The sequence below is a fragment of the Protofrankia coriariae genome, assembly GCF_001017755.1.
Classification (GTDB): domain Bacteria; phylum Actinomycetota; class Actinomycetes; order Frankiales; family Frankiaceae; genus Protofrankia; species Protofrankia coriariae.
Genome location: NZ_JWIO01000003.1, coordinates 163,434 through 179,344, shown reverse-complemented (window position 1 = coordinate 179,344; position 15,911 = coordinate 163,434). Strand labels below are relative to the sequence as shown.

14 protein-coding genes (1 of these 14 only partly in view) are annotated in these 15,911 nt (G+C 70.7%); 2 read left to right on the top strand and 12 right to left on the bottom strand.

From position 1 onward, the window contains the following. Positions 1-453: 453 nt before the first annotated feature. The 3 genes from FrCorBMG51_RS03175 to guaB all read right to left on the bottom strand — a co-directional run bounded on the left by FrCorBMG51_RS03175 (position 454) and on the right by guaB (position 4,736). A complete protein-coding gene (locus FrCorBMG51_RS03175) occupies positions 454-1,659 on the bottom strand; it encodes a hypothetical protein (protein ID WP_047221601.1) in 1,206 nt (401 codons plus the stop codon). Positions 1,660-1,880: 221 nt separating this feature from the next. Further along, a complete protein-coding gene (locus FrCorBMG51_RS03170) occupies positions 1,881-2,999 on the bottom strand; it encodes a GuaB3 family IMP dehydrogenase-related protein (RefSeq protein ID WP_047221600.1) in 1,119 nt (372 codons plus the stop codon). Between the two features lie 186 nt (positions 3,000-3,185). After that, positions 3,186-4,736, bottom strand: coding sequence for an IMP dehydrogenase (gene guaB, locus FrCorBMG51_RS03165; protein WP_047221599.1), 1,551 nt, complete (start codon positions 4,734-4,736; stop codon positions 3,186-3,188). A 646-nt stretch (positions 4,737-5,382) separates the two neighbouring features. On the opposite strand from guaB, the gene FrCorBMG51_RS03160 reads away from it, so the two are divergent. Further along, positions 5,383-5,799: a DUF5319 family protein gene (locus FrCorBMG51_RS03160; RefSeq protein WP_076843013.1), complete on the top strand. Its 417-nt coding sequence runs from the start codon at positions 5,383-5,385 to the stop codon at positions 5,797-5,799. A gap of 289 nt (positions 5,800-6,088) precedes the next feature. Here the strand turns inward: FrCorBMG51_RS03160 and FrCorBMG51_RS29260 are convergent, their stop codons facing one another. Continuing rightward, a complete protein-coding gene (locus FrCorBMG51_RS29260) occupies positions 6,089-7,294 on the bottom strand; it encodes a MerR family transcriptional regulator (protein WP_047221598.1) in 1,206 nt (401 codons plus the stop codon). A gap of 153 nt (positions 7,295-7,447) precedes the next feature. Here FrCorBMG51_RS29260 and FrCorBMG51_RS03150 point away from each other — a divergent pair, with 153 nt between their 5' ends. Continuing rightward, on the top strand, positions 7,448-7,780 hold the full coding sequence (locus tag FrCorBMG51_RS03150) for a WhiB family transcriptional regulator (RefSeq protein WP_047221597.1): 333 nt from the start codon (positions 7,448-7,450) through the stop codon (positions 7,778-7,780). 525 nt (positions 7,781-8,305) lie between these two features. On the opposite strand, the gene groL is transcribed toward FrCorBMG51_RS03150, so the two are convergent. The 8 genes from groL to tsaE all read right to left on the bottom strand — a co-directional run. Continuing rightward, entirely contained in the window at positions 8,306-9,949 is a 1,644-nt protein-coding gene (groL, locus tag FrCorBMG51_RS03145; protein ID WP_047221596.1) for a chaperonin GroEL, read from the bottom strand. Positions 9,950-10,291: 342 nt separating this feature from the next. After that, complete coding sequence (gene groES / locus FrCorBMG51_RS03140) at positions 10,292-10,597, bottom strand: co-chaperone GroES (protein ID WP_013875067.1); 306 nt, start codon at positions 10,595-10,597, stop codon at positions 10,292-10,294. Positions 10,598-10,818: 221 nt separating this feature from the next. After that, positions 10,819-11,784, bottom strand: coding sequence for a UDP-glucuronic acid decarboxylase family protein (locus FrCorBMG51_RS03135; RefSeq protein ID WP_047221595.1), 966 nt, complete (start codon positions 11,782-11,784; stop codon positions 10,819-10,821). Continuing rightward, positions 11,781-12,113 (bottom strand): hypothetical protein, encoded by a 333-nt coding sequence (locus FrCorBMG51_RS03130; protein WP_235433264.1) that lies wholly within the window; start codon positions 12,111-12,113, stop codon positions 11,781-11,783. Before FrCorBMG51_RS03130 ends, FrCorBMG51_RS03135 begins: the two co-directional genes overlap by 4 nt. A gap of 168 nt (positions 12,114-12,281) precedes the next feature. Next, the gene (gene tsaD / locus FrCorBMG51_RS03125; RefSeq protein WP_047221593.1) at positions 12,282-13,313 is read right to left on the bottom strand and encodes a tRNA (adenosine(37)-N6)-threonylcarbamoyltransferase complex transferase subunit TsaD; all 1,032 of its coding nucleotides are present in this window, start codon (positions 13,311-13,313) and stop codon (positions 12,282-12,284) included. A gap of 79 nt (positions 13,314-13,392) precedes the next feature. Further along, positions 13,393-13,887, bottom strand: a complete 495-nt coding sequence (gene rimI / locus FrCorBMG51_RS03120; RefSeq protein WP_047221690.1) for a ribosomal protein S18-alanine N-acetyltransferase — start codon at positions 13,885-13,887, stop codon at positions 13,393-13,395. Between the two features lie 406 nt (positions 13,888-14,293). Further along, on the bottom strand, positions 14,294-15,205 hold the full coding sequence (tsaB, locus tag FrCorBMG51_RS03115) for a tRNA (adenosine(37)-N6)-threonylcarbamoyltransferase complex dimerization subunit type 1 TsaB (RefSeq protein ID WP_047221592.1): 912 nt from the start codon (positions 15,203-15,205) through the stop codon (positions 14,294-14,296). Positions 15,206-15,324: 119 nt separating this feature from the next. Further along, a protein-coding gene (tsaE, locus tag FrCorBMG51_RS34385) for a tRNA (adenosine(37)-N6)-threonylcarbamoyltransferase complex ATPase subunit type 1 TsaE (protein WP_047221591.1) crosses the window boundary here: on the bottom strand, positions 15,325-15,911 show its 3' portion. The gene runs 34 nt beyond the window's last position; only the last 587 of its 621 coding nucleotides appear in the window; its start codon lies off the right edge, out of view — the gene reads right to left on this strand; the stop codon is at positions 15,325-15,327.

Genomic DNA, 15,911 nt, shown 5'->3' with positions numbered 1-15,911 from the left:
CACCGGCTGCCGCCGATGGACGCCACGCCCCGGCGACGGCGTCCCACGCCCACGCGTCATCGTCGCTCGCCCCGAGCCCGTGGGTGGGCATGTCCTGCCCCCCAGGTCCAGGTAGTCGTCCGGGTAAAGGGCGTAGGCCGTGCCCGATGGATGCTCGCCCGCACGGGCGACACCCAGACGAACACTCGCCGTGTTGTCGTCGTCACCAATAGCTCCGCTATTGCACGCCCCCCATCCGCTGTTTCGCGCCGCACGGGGATCCCCGCAGGGACACCGCTGCTCTCCACCCCGCCGGAGGCTACCTGGATCACCGTCCGCATCGATCAACATCCATCAGAGACGGCCCAGGTGCCCACGAACCAGGCACCCACGAGTCAGGTGCCCACGAAAGCCCGCACGCCATGAAACACCGGAAATATGGACGAATCAAGCCTACACCACAGCTTGCCGTCATCAGGCGCTCACGCACTGGTCGGAGATCTCCTGGACGATCCTGGTCGTCTCCGGCGAGTTCACGTTCTTGTTGAACTGCTCGTACTGATCCTGCGGATAGTTGGCCTCCAGCTTCTCCAGCGTGCACGTGCAGTAGGCCTGCAGCCCATGGCTGACCTGCATGCACTCCCGCAGATAGTCCGCGCGCAACGCCTCGCTGTACTGTGCGGGCCGGGCGGCCACCGTATCTGGCGAAGCGCCCTCGACCGTGTTGACGGGCGCGTTGGTCACAGCGTCCCCGTCGTCGCCGCCCAGGGCCAGGTAGCCACCGACGCCGACCAGGAGCAGCACCACCACCGCGGCGGCGATCAACACGCGACGCGGTAACGCCGCGACGGACGACAGGCGCCGGGTCAGCGGCCGGTCCGACCCCGGGACGGCACTGTCACCGTCCGCCTCGGGCCGAGATGTCGACGCCCAGCCACCGGCCCGGCGCTTGCGGTGCTGCCGGTGCGCGCCGGTCGAGGCCCGCGAATGGGATCCCAGGGCGATGGCACCGGTGTCGGTGCCGGGCAGAGCGCCGTCCCGGGCGGGCCCGAGCGCGATGACGTCCACCACACCGAACGGCTCGGACAGCCCTCGGACGCTGGCCCCGGACGGCGCGATCTCCCCTGTGCTCGGGGCGACGACGGTGCCGACGGCCGTTACCGGCCCCGTTCCCGGGTCGGCGGGCCCGAGCGGATAGCTCTGCCAGGCGGCCCCGTGGGCGGCCGCGATGTCCAGCCCACCCGTGTTGGCCAGGATGTCAGCGCCCTGCGACGAGATGTCATCGCCCGGAAGCGGCCAGCTGTCCAACCCACCCGGCTGCGGGAGGTCGACGGCCGTCTGCGTGCTCTGCGGGGTGCCGTCCCGCACCGGCCCTGGCCCCGACTCCCCTGGCCCCGACTCCGAGCGGGCCGCGCCCGGCAACAGCGTCCCGTCCAGGACGGACCAGCCCGACGTGTCCAGTGCCAGATATCCCGGCGCGAACTCCCCGGTCGTGGTGACCGCGGCATCGCCACCGATGGCGGTGCCACCGGTGACACCGGCATCGCCCGAACCGGTATCGGAACCGGTAGTCGTGGACTCGGTGGGATACGCCGCTGACAGCTGCCACGTCTGGGCTGCCTCGTCCCAGACGTACGAACCATCATCGCTGACCCAGCGACCGTGCTCGTCGATGCGCATGTGTCATCCTTCGGACCAGAACAGACGGTTCCAGGGTGCCATGCTGCCCGAAGTGAGCTTCACCGGAGGTCGCGAGGATTTTCCAGGTGGGCCCGAAGACGGCCATCATGCCGTCGGAAGCAGGCTTCACCCGAATTCGGGACCGGTCCGAAATGTCCATGGTAGTTCGATAGTTCCGACCACCGGTGGACGCCACGGACGCGGGAGAGGCTGGCAGCGGATCAGCGGGGTGACGCGGTGACCAGCACGTCGGCCTTCTGCAGTTCCTTGAGCGTCGCGTAGCCGGTCGTCGCCATCGCGGTCCGCAGCGCCCCGGCGAGGTTGAGCGTGCCGGGGTTCACCGACGCGGGGCCCAGCAGGATCTCCCGCAGCGTTCCGGCGACCGCGACCGGCTCCCAGGTTCCTCGCGGCAGGCGGGAGTGCAGCAGGTCCATGGACCAGTAGCCGCCGCGCCCGGGCGCCTCGGCGGCGGCGGCCAGCGGCTTGTCGAGCATGACCGCGTCGGCCCCGCAGGCGATGGCCTTGGCGATGTCCCCGCCGGTGCGCACACCTCCGTGCGCGATGACGTGGACGTACCGGCCGCCGGACTCGTCCAGGTAGCGCATGCGCGCGCCGGCCGCGTCCGCGATCGCGGTCGCCATCGGGACGCCGACCCCGAGCACCGCCCTGGTCGTGTCCGCGCCGCCGGGGCCGACCCCGACGATCACGCCGGCGGCCCCGGTGCGCATCAGGTGCAGGGCGGTCGAGAAGGACGCACACCCACCCACCAGCACGGGCACGTCGATCTCGCCGATGAACCGTTTGAGGTTCAACGGCTCGGTCTGTCTCGACTGGTGCTCGGCCGAGACCGCCGTCGCGTGGATGACGAGCAGGTCGACCCCGGCCTCGAGCAGGAACGGGTACAGCGCGTCGACCCGTTGGGGGCGCAGCGCGGCGGCCGTGACCACACCGGAGTGCCGGATCTCCGTCAGCCGTTTGACGACCAGCTCGGGCCGGATCGGCGCGGTGTAGAGTTCCCGCAGCCGCCGGCCGGCCGCGTCCGGGCCGAGGGTGGCGATCTCCGCCAGCAGCGGCTCCGGCTCCTCGTGCCGGCTCCACAGCCCCTCGACGTGGACGATGCCGAGGCCGCCGATGTTGCCCAGCTCGACGGCGGTGGCCGGTGAGGTCACCGCGTCCGCGGGCGCGCCCACCACCGGCAGGTCGAAACGGTAGGCGTCGATCTCCCAGGCCAGCGAGACGTCCGCGGGGTCGCGCGTGCGCCTCGACGGCACGATGCCCAGGGCGTCCAGGCCGAAGCCGACCCGACCGCTCTTACCGATACCGATCTCGACCTCAGCCACTGTGTCCTCTCACCGGTGCCACCGGGTCCCTCCACCGGCAACATCCTCTCACCGGTGTCATCGGTCCACCGGCGTCATCGATGGCATCCTCCCAGTGGCATCACCGGTGGTGCCCTCCCAGCGGGGCGCAGCCGGCCCGTCCCGAGGGGCGGGACCACCGGCCCACCCCTCGGGACGGCGCGTGCGTCACCGCGAGTTGTAGTTCGGTGCCTCGACGGTCATCTGGATGTCGTGCGGGTGGCTCTCCTTCAGGCCCGCGGCGGTGATGCGCACGAGCCGGGCGTCCCGTTGCAGGGCGGCGATCGTCGGCGAGCCGGTGTAGCCCATGGCCGCCCGCAGGCCGCCGACGAGCTGATGGGCCACCGCGGCCAGCGGCCCCCGGTACGGGACCTGCCCCTCGATGCCCTCCGGCACGAGCTTGTCGTCGGAGAGGACGTCGTCCTGGAAGTAGCGGTCCTTCGAGTAGGAGGTGGTGGTGCCCCGGCTGCGCATCGCGCCCAGTGACCCCATCCCGCGGTATGCCTTGTACTGCTTGCCGTTGATGAAGATCAGCTCGCCGGGGCTCTCGTCGACGCCGGCCAGCAGGCTGCCGAGCATCACCGTGTCCGCCCCGACCGCGATCGCCTTGGCGATGTCCCCGGAGTACTGCATCCCACCGTCGCCGATCACCGGGATGCCGTGCTCCCGGGCGACCAGCGCGCACTCGTAGATCGCGGTGATCTGTGGCGCGCCGACCCCGGCCACCATCCGCGTGGTGCAGATCGAGCCGGGCCCGACCCCCACCTTGATGGCGTCGGCGCCCGCCTCCACCAGCGCGCGGGCGCCGTCCGCGGTCACGACGTTGCCGGCGATGACGTCGAGGGGGCTGCCGTCGGCCCTGGTCGGCAGGTCGGCCTTGACGCGGCGCACCATGTCCAGCACCGCCCGGGAATGGCCGTGGGCGGTGTCGACGACCAGGAAGTCGACCGCCGCGCGCACCAGGGCCTGGGCGCGCTTGTAGGCGTCCTCCCCCACCCCGATGGCGGCGCCGACCACCAGCCGGCCGTCGGCGTCCTTGGTCGCCCGCGGGTACTGCTCGCGCTTGGTGAAGTCCTTGACGGTGATCAGACCGCGCAGGCGGTCCCGGTCGTCCACCAGGGGAAGTTTTTCGATCTTGTGTCGCCGCAGCAGAGCCAGTGCGTCGTCGGCCGACACACCCACCGGCGCCGTGACGAGCGGCATCGACGTCATCACGTCACGCACCGACCGGGAATGGTCCCGCTCGAACCGGATGTCACGGTTGGTCACGATGCCGACGAGCCGGCCGTCGGACTCGGTCACCGGAACGCCGGATATCCGGTAACGGGCCATCAGCTCGTTGGCCTCGTCAATGGTGGCGTCCGGGCCGCAGGTGATCGGAGAGGTGATCATTCCTGATTCGGAACGCTTCACCATGTCGACCTGCTGCGCCTGGTCGTCCACGGAAAGATTCCGGTGCAGCACCCCCACCCCGCCCTGGCGGGCCATCGCGATCGCCATCCGCGACTCGGTGACGGTGTCCATCGCCGAGGACAGCATCGGAATGGCAAGCCGGATATGGCGGGACAACCACGTGGACGTGTCCGCCTCCGACGGCACGATGTCCGATTCCGCCGGGAGCAGCAGTACGTCGTCGAAGGTCAGCCCCAGCGTGGCCAGCTTCGTTGGCAGCACCGACTCCGGATCAGACACGGCCGGCCGGACAATGGGACTGTTCATGACACCTTCCGTTCACGCTTTGTTGTTCGCCGTGCCGGCACCGCACCCACACGGCACTTCCCGACCGCGCCTTCCCAGGCCTTCCCGGCCGTTGCCGTTCCGCCTTCTCGGCCGCCGTTGCCTTCCCACCCAGCCGCCGTCCGCCCGGCCATAGCTCTCCCGGCCGTCATCTTCTCGGCCTGGCCTTCCCGGCCCTGGCGTGACAGCCCGCTCGGCCGCGGCGCCAACCGCTGTGGCCCGGCTCCGTAGCCCGGCTCCGTGGACCGACCCTGCCATGGCCGGCGCGTACCGACCGGCTCCCACCAGGCCACGCCCCAACCACCGGCGCCGACCCACAGCGCCGCGACCGGCGCGACCAGCGGGCCGCCCGGAGCGGCAGGCCATCAGTACGAGCTTCAAGCTCTACATGCTAGGCCAAAGAATACTCGATCATGACTTTTCACGTGTCCGAAGACGTCAGGAACGTGCGCCGGCCAAAGGCCGCACGGCCGCGGGCTGCCACACAGCGCACTGATCATTCTTCGGAACCGGCTCGCGATACGGCGTACCCGAAACGGTCCGTAGCCGCGGTAAAGAGGCGATACGGGCACACACCAGCGCCTGGAGTCGCCGATCGGGACCACTAAGGGGCCCAGTCCGGCGTAGCGTGGTCGGCGTGAGCAACGAGCCTCTCGACCCCTTCGCGGGCGACCCCGAGGATCCGACCGCAGAACTCGCCCGCCTGGACCCGGTCGAGGACAGCGATCTGCTGGAGCCTCTGTCGCCGCAGGAACGCGAGGAGGTGCTCGCCGAACTCGGCGATCTCGACGTTTTCCGGACCCTGCTGGAACCCCGCGGCTACCGCGGTCTCGTCGTCGACTGCGAAGGATGCGCGGAACCGCACTTCTTCAGCTGGGATCTTCTCACCGGCAATCTGCGCCATCTGCTCGACGAGGGCCGCACCCGGGTGCACGAACCCGCCTACGCCCCGGATCCCTCCTGCTACGTCAGTTGGGACTACGCGCGCGGCTACGCCGACGGTGTCTACGAGACGAGCGAGGCATCGGAAGCCGACTCCCGCTGACCGCCCCCGCCCCTTCTCCCCTGGCCTTCCCCCGACGCGCTTCTGCCCAGGCATGAGAACGCTCGCAACGATCTGAGCCCAACGATCTGCGCCTGTTGCTGCCGGAACAGCATCGGATCCGCATCCGTGCTCACGTCTGCCCGCCATGCCCGCCAGCAGCCGGCCCGCCCTCCAAAACCGCCGATCAGATGACGCGGCAGCGGCAGAACCAGTGGGCGTTCTGCTTCTTCACACCGGGGAAGCACTTCCTCACCCAGAGAACCACGTCGTTCGTCCCAGGGCCACTTCTTCATCCCAGGGAAGGAGTGAGGAGATCGAGCGCTTCGGGCAGGGACTGCGCGCAGCGGACCTGCGGCGCGACGATCGCCCCGCGCCAGCCGGGGCCCCCCACCACGATCGACGTTGGCGGCCGGGTCGTCGGTAAGTCGCGCCACACCTGAGCGTCCGCCGAGGCCCGGCGCTGGGACCAGAGGAACACCGCGGCCGGGCCGGTACGTACGACCGCGGTCCGCAGCGCGGCGGCCGGTACAGCGGCACCGAGGACACGGGCGGGTATCCCCCGTTCGGCCAGCCCGGCCGCGACCGCGTTGAGGGCAAGGCTGTGCCGCTCGTCCGGAGTGCACGCGAGCAGCACCGGACGGGCGTGGGCGTCCATGTCACGGTCTGCCACCCGGCGGAAAACCGTCGCGACGCACTCGCTGAGCAGATGCTCGACGTCGACCGCGTCACCGCGTAGCTCCCATCGTCGGCCGACGGCGGCGAGCACCGGGCACGCCAGGTCCTGCCAGGCCGCGACCACACCATCGGTCTCGACCGCCTGGGCCAGGATGCGGGTCACCGCGGACGAGTCGAGCGCCATGGCCGCGCGGGCGAGGCCGCGGGCTGCGATGCCGGCACCCGCCAGCGACAGCACCCGGCCGCCCGACCCTCTCGCCTCGGCCACGCCCGCCTCGGCCACGCGGTCGGACCCGACCAGGTCCGCCACCGGGCCGTCTGCCGCCGGGCCGGCAACATTTCCAGCTGGCCCAGCGATGACGGCGGGCGCGGAGACGTTCCCGGCGGTGCCACGGCCGTCGCCGGAGGAGATCGAGATCACGACCGGCCGGCCGGTACGCGGCTGACCGGCTTCCTGGACGTCAGGCCCGTCCGGCTGATCGGCGCCGGCTACGGAACGTGTCTCACTTTCGACCTGTCGCAGTGGCGCCGGCCACCGCGGTTCCGGCAGATCCTCGGGAAGCGCGCTCCTGGCCATGCGGGCCGCCTCCGCCGGCGCGATCCCGGCCTGGGTGAGACGGCACATGAACTCCAGCCGGGCCAGGTCGTGTGGGTCGTACCTGCGACGGGTACCGGAAACATGGTCGGCCGGACCGAGCCCGTACCGGCGGTTCCAGGTACGCAGGGTCGCGGGCGCGATACCCAGCCGTCGGGCAACCGCGGCGACGGTGTACCGCGGATTGTGCTCCGCCGGGTCCGGGGAGGGGGTCACAGCGCTCATGGTGGCTCTCGGCGACCGTACCCACAACTTGGCGACGAACCGGCTCCGAACGACTACGCGTCGAGTGATTCTCAATGTTGAACAACATATGGCGCGGTACTACGGTGTAGCTGCGGCGCCAGCCGCCCATGGTTGAGAGGGGGGCTCAGGCCGATGACCGACGTCCGACGACTTCCAGGCCCCGGTGCCGAGAAGTGGGAGTGGCAGCTTCACGGCGCCTGCCGTGGGGAGAGCACCGAGCTCTTCTTCCACCCGGAAGGAGAGCGAGGCCCGGCCCGCGCGGCCCGCGAGGCGGCCGCCAAGGCCGTCTGCGCGCGGTGTCCCGTGATCCAGGCATGCGCGGAGCACGCCCTGCAGGCTCGCGAGCCCTACGGGGTGTGGGGCGGGCTCAGCGAATCCGAGCGGGAGGCCATCCTGACCGGCCGAACACGGCGCGGAGCGGGGCGGCACAATCCGGCCCGCCCGGGGCTCGCCCCGGCGTGCTGAGCGTGCCGGGGCATCCGTGATCACAACTGGCACGGCCGGCGCGGCCACGATCACAATGATCGCCGGGCCGGGCCGGTGCCCGCGGCGTCCGCGCTCTCGTAGCGAGATGTACGGACAAGGCGACCCCACCGGGTGGACCACCCGCGATGTGTGACCGCGGCGCCGCGAGGACCCACGGCGAACGCGTCAGAGGCCCGGCAGGACGGTCAGTGTCGTCCTACCGGGCCTCTGACGCGTATTTCACGATGTTGTCTTCGCGGCGTCGCCTCCGGCGTTGCCGTCTGTCTCCGGCGTTCCGTACGCCGGAGACAGACGGTGCCGGGGCGTCCAGGCTCCTGGGAGAAGATCCCTGGAGCCTGGGGGGACAGGCCCCTTACCGACAGGTCTTTGCCTGTGGTTCCTTTGCCGGTGACTCCCTACCGGTAAGGGACCTGTATCGATCAGAGCTCGTACTGGCGGCTGCCCGTATCGCTCAGGCCGTGTGCCCAGCGGAGGCGGCATACGGCCGTGGGCGGTTCCGCACGGTCAGAACGCCGGTCCGTGCGAGTGCGAGTGCCCACCGTGGCTGTGGCCGTGGCCGGCCTCCGCCTCGGGCTTGGCCGGCTTCTCCGTGACCAGGCTCTCGGTCGTAATGAGCAGCGCGGCGATCGACGCGGCGTTCACCACGGCTGACCTGGTCACCTTCACCGGGTCGACCACGCCGTCCGCGATCAGGTTGGTGAACTCGCCGCGAGCGGCGTTGAAACCGCTGCCGACCGGCTGCTCCTTGACCTTGGAGACGATCACTGCACCTTCGTGACCGGCGTTGCGCGCGATCCAGGTCAGCGGGGCGTCGAGCGCGTCCCGGACGATGCGCACCCCGGCCAGTTCGTCCCCGGTGCGGCCCAGGCCGTCGGCGAGCGCCGCGGCCGCGTGCACCAGAGCCGACCCGCCACCGGCGACGATGCCCTCCTCCACTGCGGCGCGGGTAGCCGAGACAGCGTCCTCCAGACGGTGCTTCTTCTCCTTGAGCTCGACCTCGGTGGCCGCGCCGACCCTGATCACCGCGACCCCGCCGGCGAGCTTGGCGACCCGCTCCTGGAGCTTCTCGCGGTCCCAGTCCGAGTCGGTGGTCTCGATCTCGCTGTGGAGCTGGCGGACCCGGTCGGCAATGCTCGCCTCGTCACCGAAGCCGTCGATGATGGTCGTGCTGTCCTTGTCGACGACGATCCGACGAGCCCGGCCGAGGTCGTCCAGGCCGACGGAGTCGACCTTCAGGCCCACTTCGGAGGCGACGACCTGCCCGCCGGTGAGCACGGCGATGTCCTGCAGGATCGCCTTGCGCCGGTCGCCGAAACCGGGGGCCTTGACCGCGACGACCTGGAAGGTCTTGCGGATGGCGTTGACGACCAGGGTCGACAGCGCCTCACCCTCGACGTCCTCGGCGATGATCAGCAGCGGCTTGCGGGCCTCCACCACCTTCTCGAGCAGCGGCAGGATGTCGCTCAGCACGCTGATCTTGCCGGGATGCAGCAGCACGTAGGCGTCCTCGAGGACGGCCTCCATGCGGTCGGCGTCACTGACGAAGTACGGGGAGATGTAGCCCTTGTCGAACTGCAGCCCCTCGGTGAGCTCGAGCTCCAGGCCCAGGGTCTGGCTCTCCTCGACGGTGATCACACCGTCCTTGCCGATCCGGTCGATCGCCTCGGCGATCAGCTCGCCGACCTTCGTGTCCTGCGCCGAGATGGCGGCGACGTGGGCGATGACCTCTTTCGAGTCGACCTCGATGGCCTGCTCCAGCAGAGCCTTCGAGACGGCCTCGACAGCGGCCTCGATACCGATCTTGAGCGCCAGCGGCGGCGCCCCGGCCACCACCTGGCGCAGACCCCTGCGGACCAGCGCCTGCGCGAGGACGGTGGCGGTGGTGGTGCCGTCGCCGGCGACGTCGTTGGTCTTGGTGGCGACTTCCTTGGCGAGCTGCGCACCCAGGTTCTCGTTGGGGTCGGTCAGCTCGACCTCACGCGCGATCGTCACCCCGTCATTGGTGATCGTCGGCGCGCCGTAGGACTTGTCGATGACGACGTTGCGGCCACGCGGGCCGATCGTCACCTTCACAGCGTCCGCGAGGGCGTCCACACCATGTTCAAGGGCATGGCGGGCGTCCTCGCCGAACGACAAGATCTTGGGCATTTAGGTGGTCCTCCCGAACCGGCTCAGGGCGTGCCCTGGAATCCCTTCGGGCCCCCGGGCACGCGCGGAAAGCCGTGATCGTGCACCCTGGTGGCCCTGGGCCGGGTCCGGTGGATCGTCAGATCGCGCGAATCGGCGCCTGGACGACAGCCGTCCGCATCGACCGATGCCCACCGGGCACGGCCCGATGGCGAGCGGGCGTGTTTCGCCGATCCGGACGAACAGCTGCATACGGATGCATGTGGACGAGTACGGACGGGTGGAGCTGTGCATATCGTCCGAATATCGCCCGGGTGCCGTCCGGGCTGGCGAAACACGCCCTTGAGGATCCTTGCCGGATACCTACTTCTCGATGATCGCCAGAACGTCGCGAGCGGAGAGAACCAGGTACTCCTCGCCGGCGTACTTGACCTCGGTGCCGCCATACTTGCTGTACAGCACGACATCACCGACCTTGACGTCGAGCGGGACCCGCTTGCCATCCTCGAAACGGCCTGGGCCCACCGCGAGGACAGTGCCCTCCTGCGGCTTCTCCTTGGCCGTGTCCGGGATCACAATGCCCGACGCGGTGGTCTGCTCGGCATCGGACGGCTGTACGACAATGCGATCTTCGAGCGGCTTGATCGCAACCTTGGTGGCGGTCGTCACGATCGACCTCCCCCTTCCTGCGCTGGATGAGAGAGCGACCCTGGCGGCCTGCCGTCGCGGGTGAACAGGCGCCTGTCGTCGCTGGCACTCTCACGTGCCGAGTGCCAACTTAGCACCCGCCCCGCCCACGTCAACCAACACGGTCAGAACTGTCAAGAGCGGCCCGCGCGACGGCGGGGCAGCGGCGGGGCAGCGGTCCCGCCAACCTGGCCGGGGTTCCGTCAGCCTGGTCGGTCGACGTCCGGGCGGGCGACGTCCGGATGCTCACGGAACCAGGAGACCGTGCTGTCGAGCCCGCTGCGCAGGTCGACGGCGGGCTCCCAGCCCAGGATCCTCCGGGCCAGGGAGATGTCGGGCTGACGGACCGTCGGATCGTCCTCGGGACGAGGAACGAACGTGACGGGAGACTCGCTCTTGGCCACCTCGCGGACCAGCTCCGCGAGCTCAAGAATGGACAGCTCGTGCGGATTACCGATGTTCATCGGGCCGGGATGACCGGAAAACGTCATCCGCACGATTCCCTCCACCAGGTCGTCGACATATATGATCGACCGGGTCTGACTTCCGTCACCGGCAACGGTGATGGGTTCACCGCGCAGTGCCTGGGTCGCGAAGGTGGGAATCGCCCGGCCGTCGTTGGGGCGCATCCGCGGCCCATGGGTATTGAAGATCCGGACGATTCCGGCGTCCACGCCGTGACTGCGCCGGTAGGCCATGGTGAGCGCCTCGCCGAACCTTTTCGCCTCGTCGTACACGCCCCGCGGCCCCACCGGGTTGACATGGCCCCAGTAGCCCTCCGGCTGCGGATGGATCTGCGGATCCCCGTAGACCTCCGAGGTGGACGCCAGCACGAACCGCGCCCGTTTCTCCTTGGCGAGACCGAGAGCGTGCAGGGTGCCGATCGAACCGACCTTCAGGGTGTGAATCGGTAGATTCAGGTAGTCGATGGGGCTCGCCGGTGACGCGAAATGCAGCACATAGTCGACCGGACCAGCAATATGAACATAATCAGTCACATCACAGCGGACGAGCCGGAAGTGCTCGTGCCCGGTCAGATGCGCGACATTCGCCGGGGTCCCGGTGATGAAGTTGTCCAGGCAGACGACCGCATGACCCTCGTCGAGCAGCCGTTCGCACAGGTGCGACCCCAGAAAGCCGGCACCGCCGGTGACAACGCTTCTTTTCATCGGTCTCCCCACCGGTCACTGATATCCGGTCCGGGCGACGATACGCGCTCAAAGTCCCATGCCTGTCCCGAACGCGCGAGCAGCCCCGGTGGAATGTTCGCGACAACGGACGCGTGATCACGCCGCGTCGCGCCGCCGGCCTCCACCGGAGCAGCCGAGGGCCCGGTCCCGAACGGGTGGAAAAGGACCACCACGACGTCGCTGTTGTCGCCGACCCCCCGGTAGATCTCCGCCGCGGTGCCCGCCAGGGCCTGACCGAGCCAGCCCACCAGCTCGTCCACCCGCCCTGGCGCCGCCCGCGCCTCCCACATACGCGTCACACCAGCCACAGCATCCATCTTCGATCAGAGCGGCGTGTGACCGAAAACACCAACCAGGCAACCGTCCGCCATCATGCTCTGTCCGCGCTCTGTCCGCGCCAATCCGCGACCCTGGCAGGCGTCCGTGTCTCCCCTCTCCCGCGGGCAACGGTCACGTCACGCGGGAAGCGGCCCCGGTCAGAGCGGGAGGGTCGAGGAGGCGGGGATGTCCAGGGGGGACGGGGGCACACCGGCCTCGACCTGGAGGGAGCCGAGGGCCGCAACCATCGCGCCGTTGTCGGTGCACAGCCCGGGCCGGGGTACCCGCAGCGTGATGCCGGCGGCCTCGCAGCGGGCCTCCGCCAGGGCCCGCAGCCGGCTGTTCGCCGCCACCCCACCGCCGATCACCAGCGTGTCCACGCCGTGGGCCCGGCAGGCCGCGACCGACTTCGCGGTCAGCACGTCCACGACCGCCTCCTGGAAGGACGCGGCGACGTCGGCGACGGGCACCGGCTCACCAGCCCGCCCCCGCGCCTCCACCCACCGGGCCACCGCCGTCTTCAGCCCGCTGAAGGAGAAGTCGAAGGTGCCGTCGGCCGCCTTGGCACGCGGGAAGGGGATCGTCGGGCTGCCGTCGCGGGCCGCCCGGTCGATGGGCGGGCCACCCGGGAACGGCATGCCCAGCAGCCGGGCGACCTTGTCGTACGCCTCACCGGCGGCGTCGTCGACGGTCGCTCCGAGCGGGCTCACCTCGCCGCGGGCGAGATCCGGGACGAGCAGCAGCGACGAGTGCCCGCCGGAGACCAGCAGCGCGATCGACGGCCCGGGCAGCGGCCCGTGCTCAAGGGTGTCGACCGCCACGTGCGCGGCCAGATGATGGACGCCGTGGAGCGGGACGCCGAGTGCGAGCGCGTACGCCTTGGCCGCCGCCACCCCGACCAGCAGCGCACCGGCGAGGCCAGGACCGGCGGTGACCGCGACCGCGTCCACGTCGCGGTGGCGCAGCCCCGCCTGGGACAGTGCCCGGTCCACCGTGGGCACCATCGCCTCGAGATGCGCGCGGGCGGCGATCTCGGGGATGACCCCGCCGTAACGGGCGTGCTCGTCAACGGAGGAGGCGAGCGTGTCCGCGAGCAGCACCCCGCCGCGGACCAGGCCCACCCCGGTCTCGTCGCAGGAGGTCTCGATCCCCAGCACCAGCGGCGCGTCCCCGGCGCGGCGCCCGCTCACCTCGACACCGCCGTGGTCGCCGTCCCTGTTCCCAGCGCCGTTCCCAGCGCCACCGCCGCTGTCGCTTCCGACATCGCCATCACCTCGACACCGCCTGCTCGGCCGCGTCCAGCATCCTGCCGTAGTCACCGGTGTGTATTCGGTCGGCCGACATCACGTAGGCGTCGGCCCCGGACGGCTGGTAGTAGCCCCTGCGTACCCCGAGCTCGACGAACCCCAGCCGCCGGTACAGGGACTGGGCCACGGCGTTGTCGGTGCGTACCTCCAGCTCGCAGCGGCGGGCGCCCCGGGTGCGGGCGTGGCGCAGCAGCGCGACCAGCAGCCGGGTGGCGACACCGCGGCCACGGGCGTCCGCGGCGACCCCGAGGGTCTGTACGTAGGACTCGTCGTCATGTACCGCGAGCCCTCCATAACCGATGATCTGGTCGTCGCGGACGGCGGTCAGATAGTGCCGCGCCGCGCCCTGGGCCAGCTCGGACCAGAACAGCTCGGGCGTCCACGCGTCCTCGGCGAAGATCTCCCGTTCCAGGACGACGATGTCGCCAAGATGCCACCAGCGCAGTGGCTCGAACACGACCTGGCCGACCTGACCGCGCCGAACAGCGTCCGCGGCGGGAGCGGCGCCGTTCCCGGGGACGGAGACATCCCCAGGAACGCTGTCTGCGTCCCGGGGGGCGGAGACATCCCCAGGAACGCCGTCTCCGTCCCGGGGGACGGCCACGTCTCGCGGGCTTCTCACGTCCAGACGAACATCGTCGGTGATGGGAACGTTGTTCCCGGTCTGCTGAAGGTTGTCCGTGTCATCCGGCGGAATGGGGGAATTCACGATCGCTCTCCGGGTGGGGCCCAGGTGAGGGCACGCCGATGATCGGACAGCCGGTGCGTCAGGACCGCCGTACACGCTCGATGACCCTTCATGTCACATGACCACCGCGCACGGCCGCTCCTCATCCGGGCGTTCGGATGCCTCGCCCGGGCACTCATACGGCGACCGTCTTTGGCGGGTGTGGCTCGGCCGCGTCCGGCCGGCGCAGGTACAGCGGGACCAGCGGTGCTGGCGGCCGGCGGGCGAGAACGTCGGCGGCGGCCAACCGGGCGAGAACGACCGGCGAGGGGTAGCCGGGATCGGCTGTTCGCGGCGGCCCGGAAGTCTGGCCCGGGCCCGCGCCGCTCCGCGTTCCGGAGCCTGTACCAGCGCGTGTATCCGGGCCCGCGCCGGTCCGTGCGCCCGTTGCGGAGGCCGGCCACGGATGCGGGCCGGGGCCTGCAAGGTCGGCGAACACGTCCGGGTACAGCGCCGCTCCCGGGCCGACCAGCCGGCTGACGGACATCTCGCGCAGCGCGTCGACGACGGCCCGCGGCCGGTCCACGAAGGGCCCGGCGACGCGCGCGCCGTCCGCGTAGACCGCCCAGTAGACCTCACGGCGTCGCGCGTCGGTCGCCACGGCCACCCGGCCCGTGAGGCCGGCGCCGACACCGTCGAGCGAACAGATGCCATAGGCGGGCTTACCGAGAGCGTCCGCGAATGCTCCCGCGGTCACCACCCCCACCCGCAGGCTCGTGAACGGGCCGGGCCCGAGGCCCACCACCACGCCGTCGAGATCGGCGGGACGTACCGCAGCCTCGTCGAGAACCTCCCGGACCAGCGGTACGAGCAGTTCGGCATGCCGTCGCGGATCGACGACCTGGCGCGCCGCCCGGCCCGTCACGACGACGGCCTGCCCTCCCACGACCGCCCCCGCCTCGGACCCGTTGGCCGCGGTCGCCGCGGGCTGTCCGGCCGTGGCCGGCGTGGCTGCCGCGTCCGACAAGCCGGGCGGGTACCCGTGAGCTACGTCGACGAGCGCGACGGAGCAGGCGGGTGTCGCCGTGTCAAGAGCGATGAGCAGCACGTCCGCCAGCCTAGCTGGTCACCAACCGCGAAATCACTCCATGATCCATCATGGACGGCTCGGCTCCGGCCGGTGCGGCGAGGCCGGCAGAGCCGACGAAGTCGGCGGAACCGGCGGGCTCACCGCCGTCCCGCCGACGATGGCAACGGCACCAACAACGACAGGCGCCGCGGCCAGTCCCCGCCGCTGCCGGCCATGCGGATCACGCGCTGTCCCCCGGCATCGGGCACCCCACCCGCATCAGCGGCGCCGGCGGCCTCCGCGCTGGCCGGGGCACCCACGCTGTCACCGGCGTCCGCGCTGATGGAGGCGTCACTGACGGAGGTGTCCGTGGCGGTGGGAGGCGCCGGTGCCGCGTCCTCGGGACGGGCGATCTCCACCCGTAGATGTGTGCCGGCCAGCCCCTCCACCAGGCCCGAGCCCCATTCGACCACGGTCACGGACCGTTCGACGTCGGCATCGAGATCGATGTCCTCGACCTCGGCGAGCCCGCCCAGGCGGTAGGCGTCCACATGCACCAGGGGCACCCGGCCGCCCCGGTGCACCCGGGCGATCACGAAGGTTGGGGAGGTGACCGCCCCGGCAACGCCCAGGCCTGCGGCAACACCTTGGACGAACACGGTCTTGCCGGCGCCGAGCGGCCCGGCGAGGATCACGAGGTCGCCCGCGCGCAGCACGGCGGCCAGCCGCCTGCCGACCTCGCGGG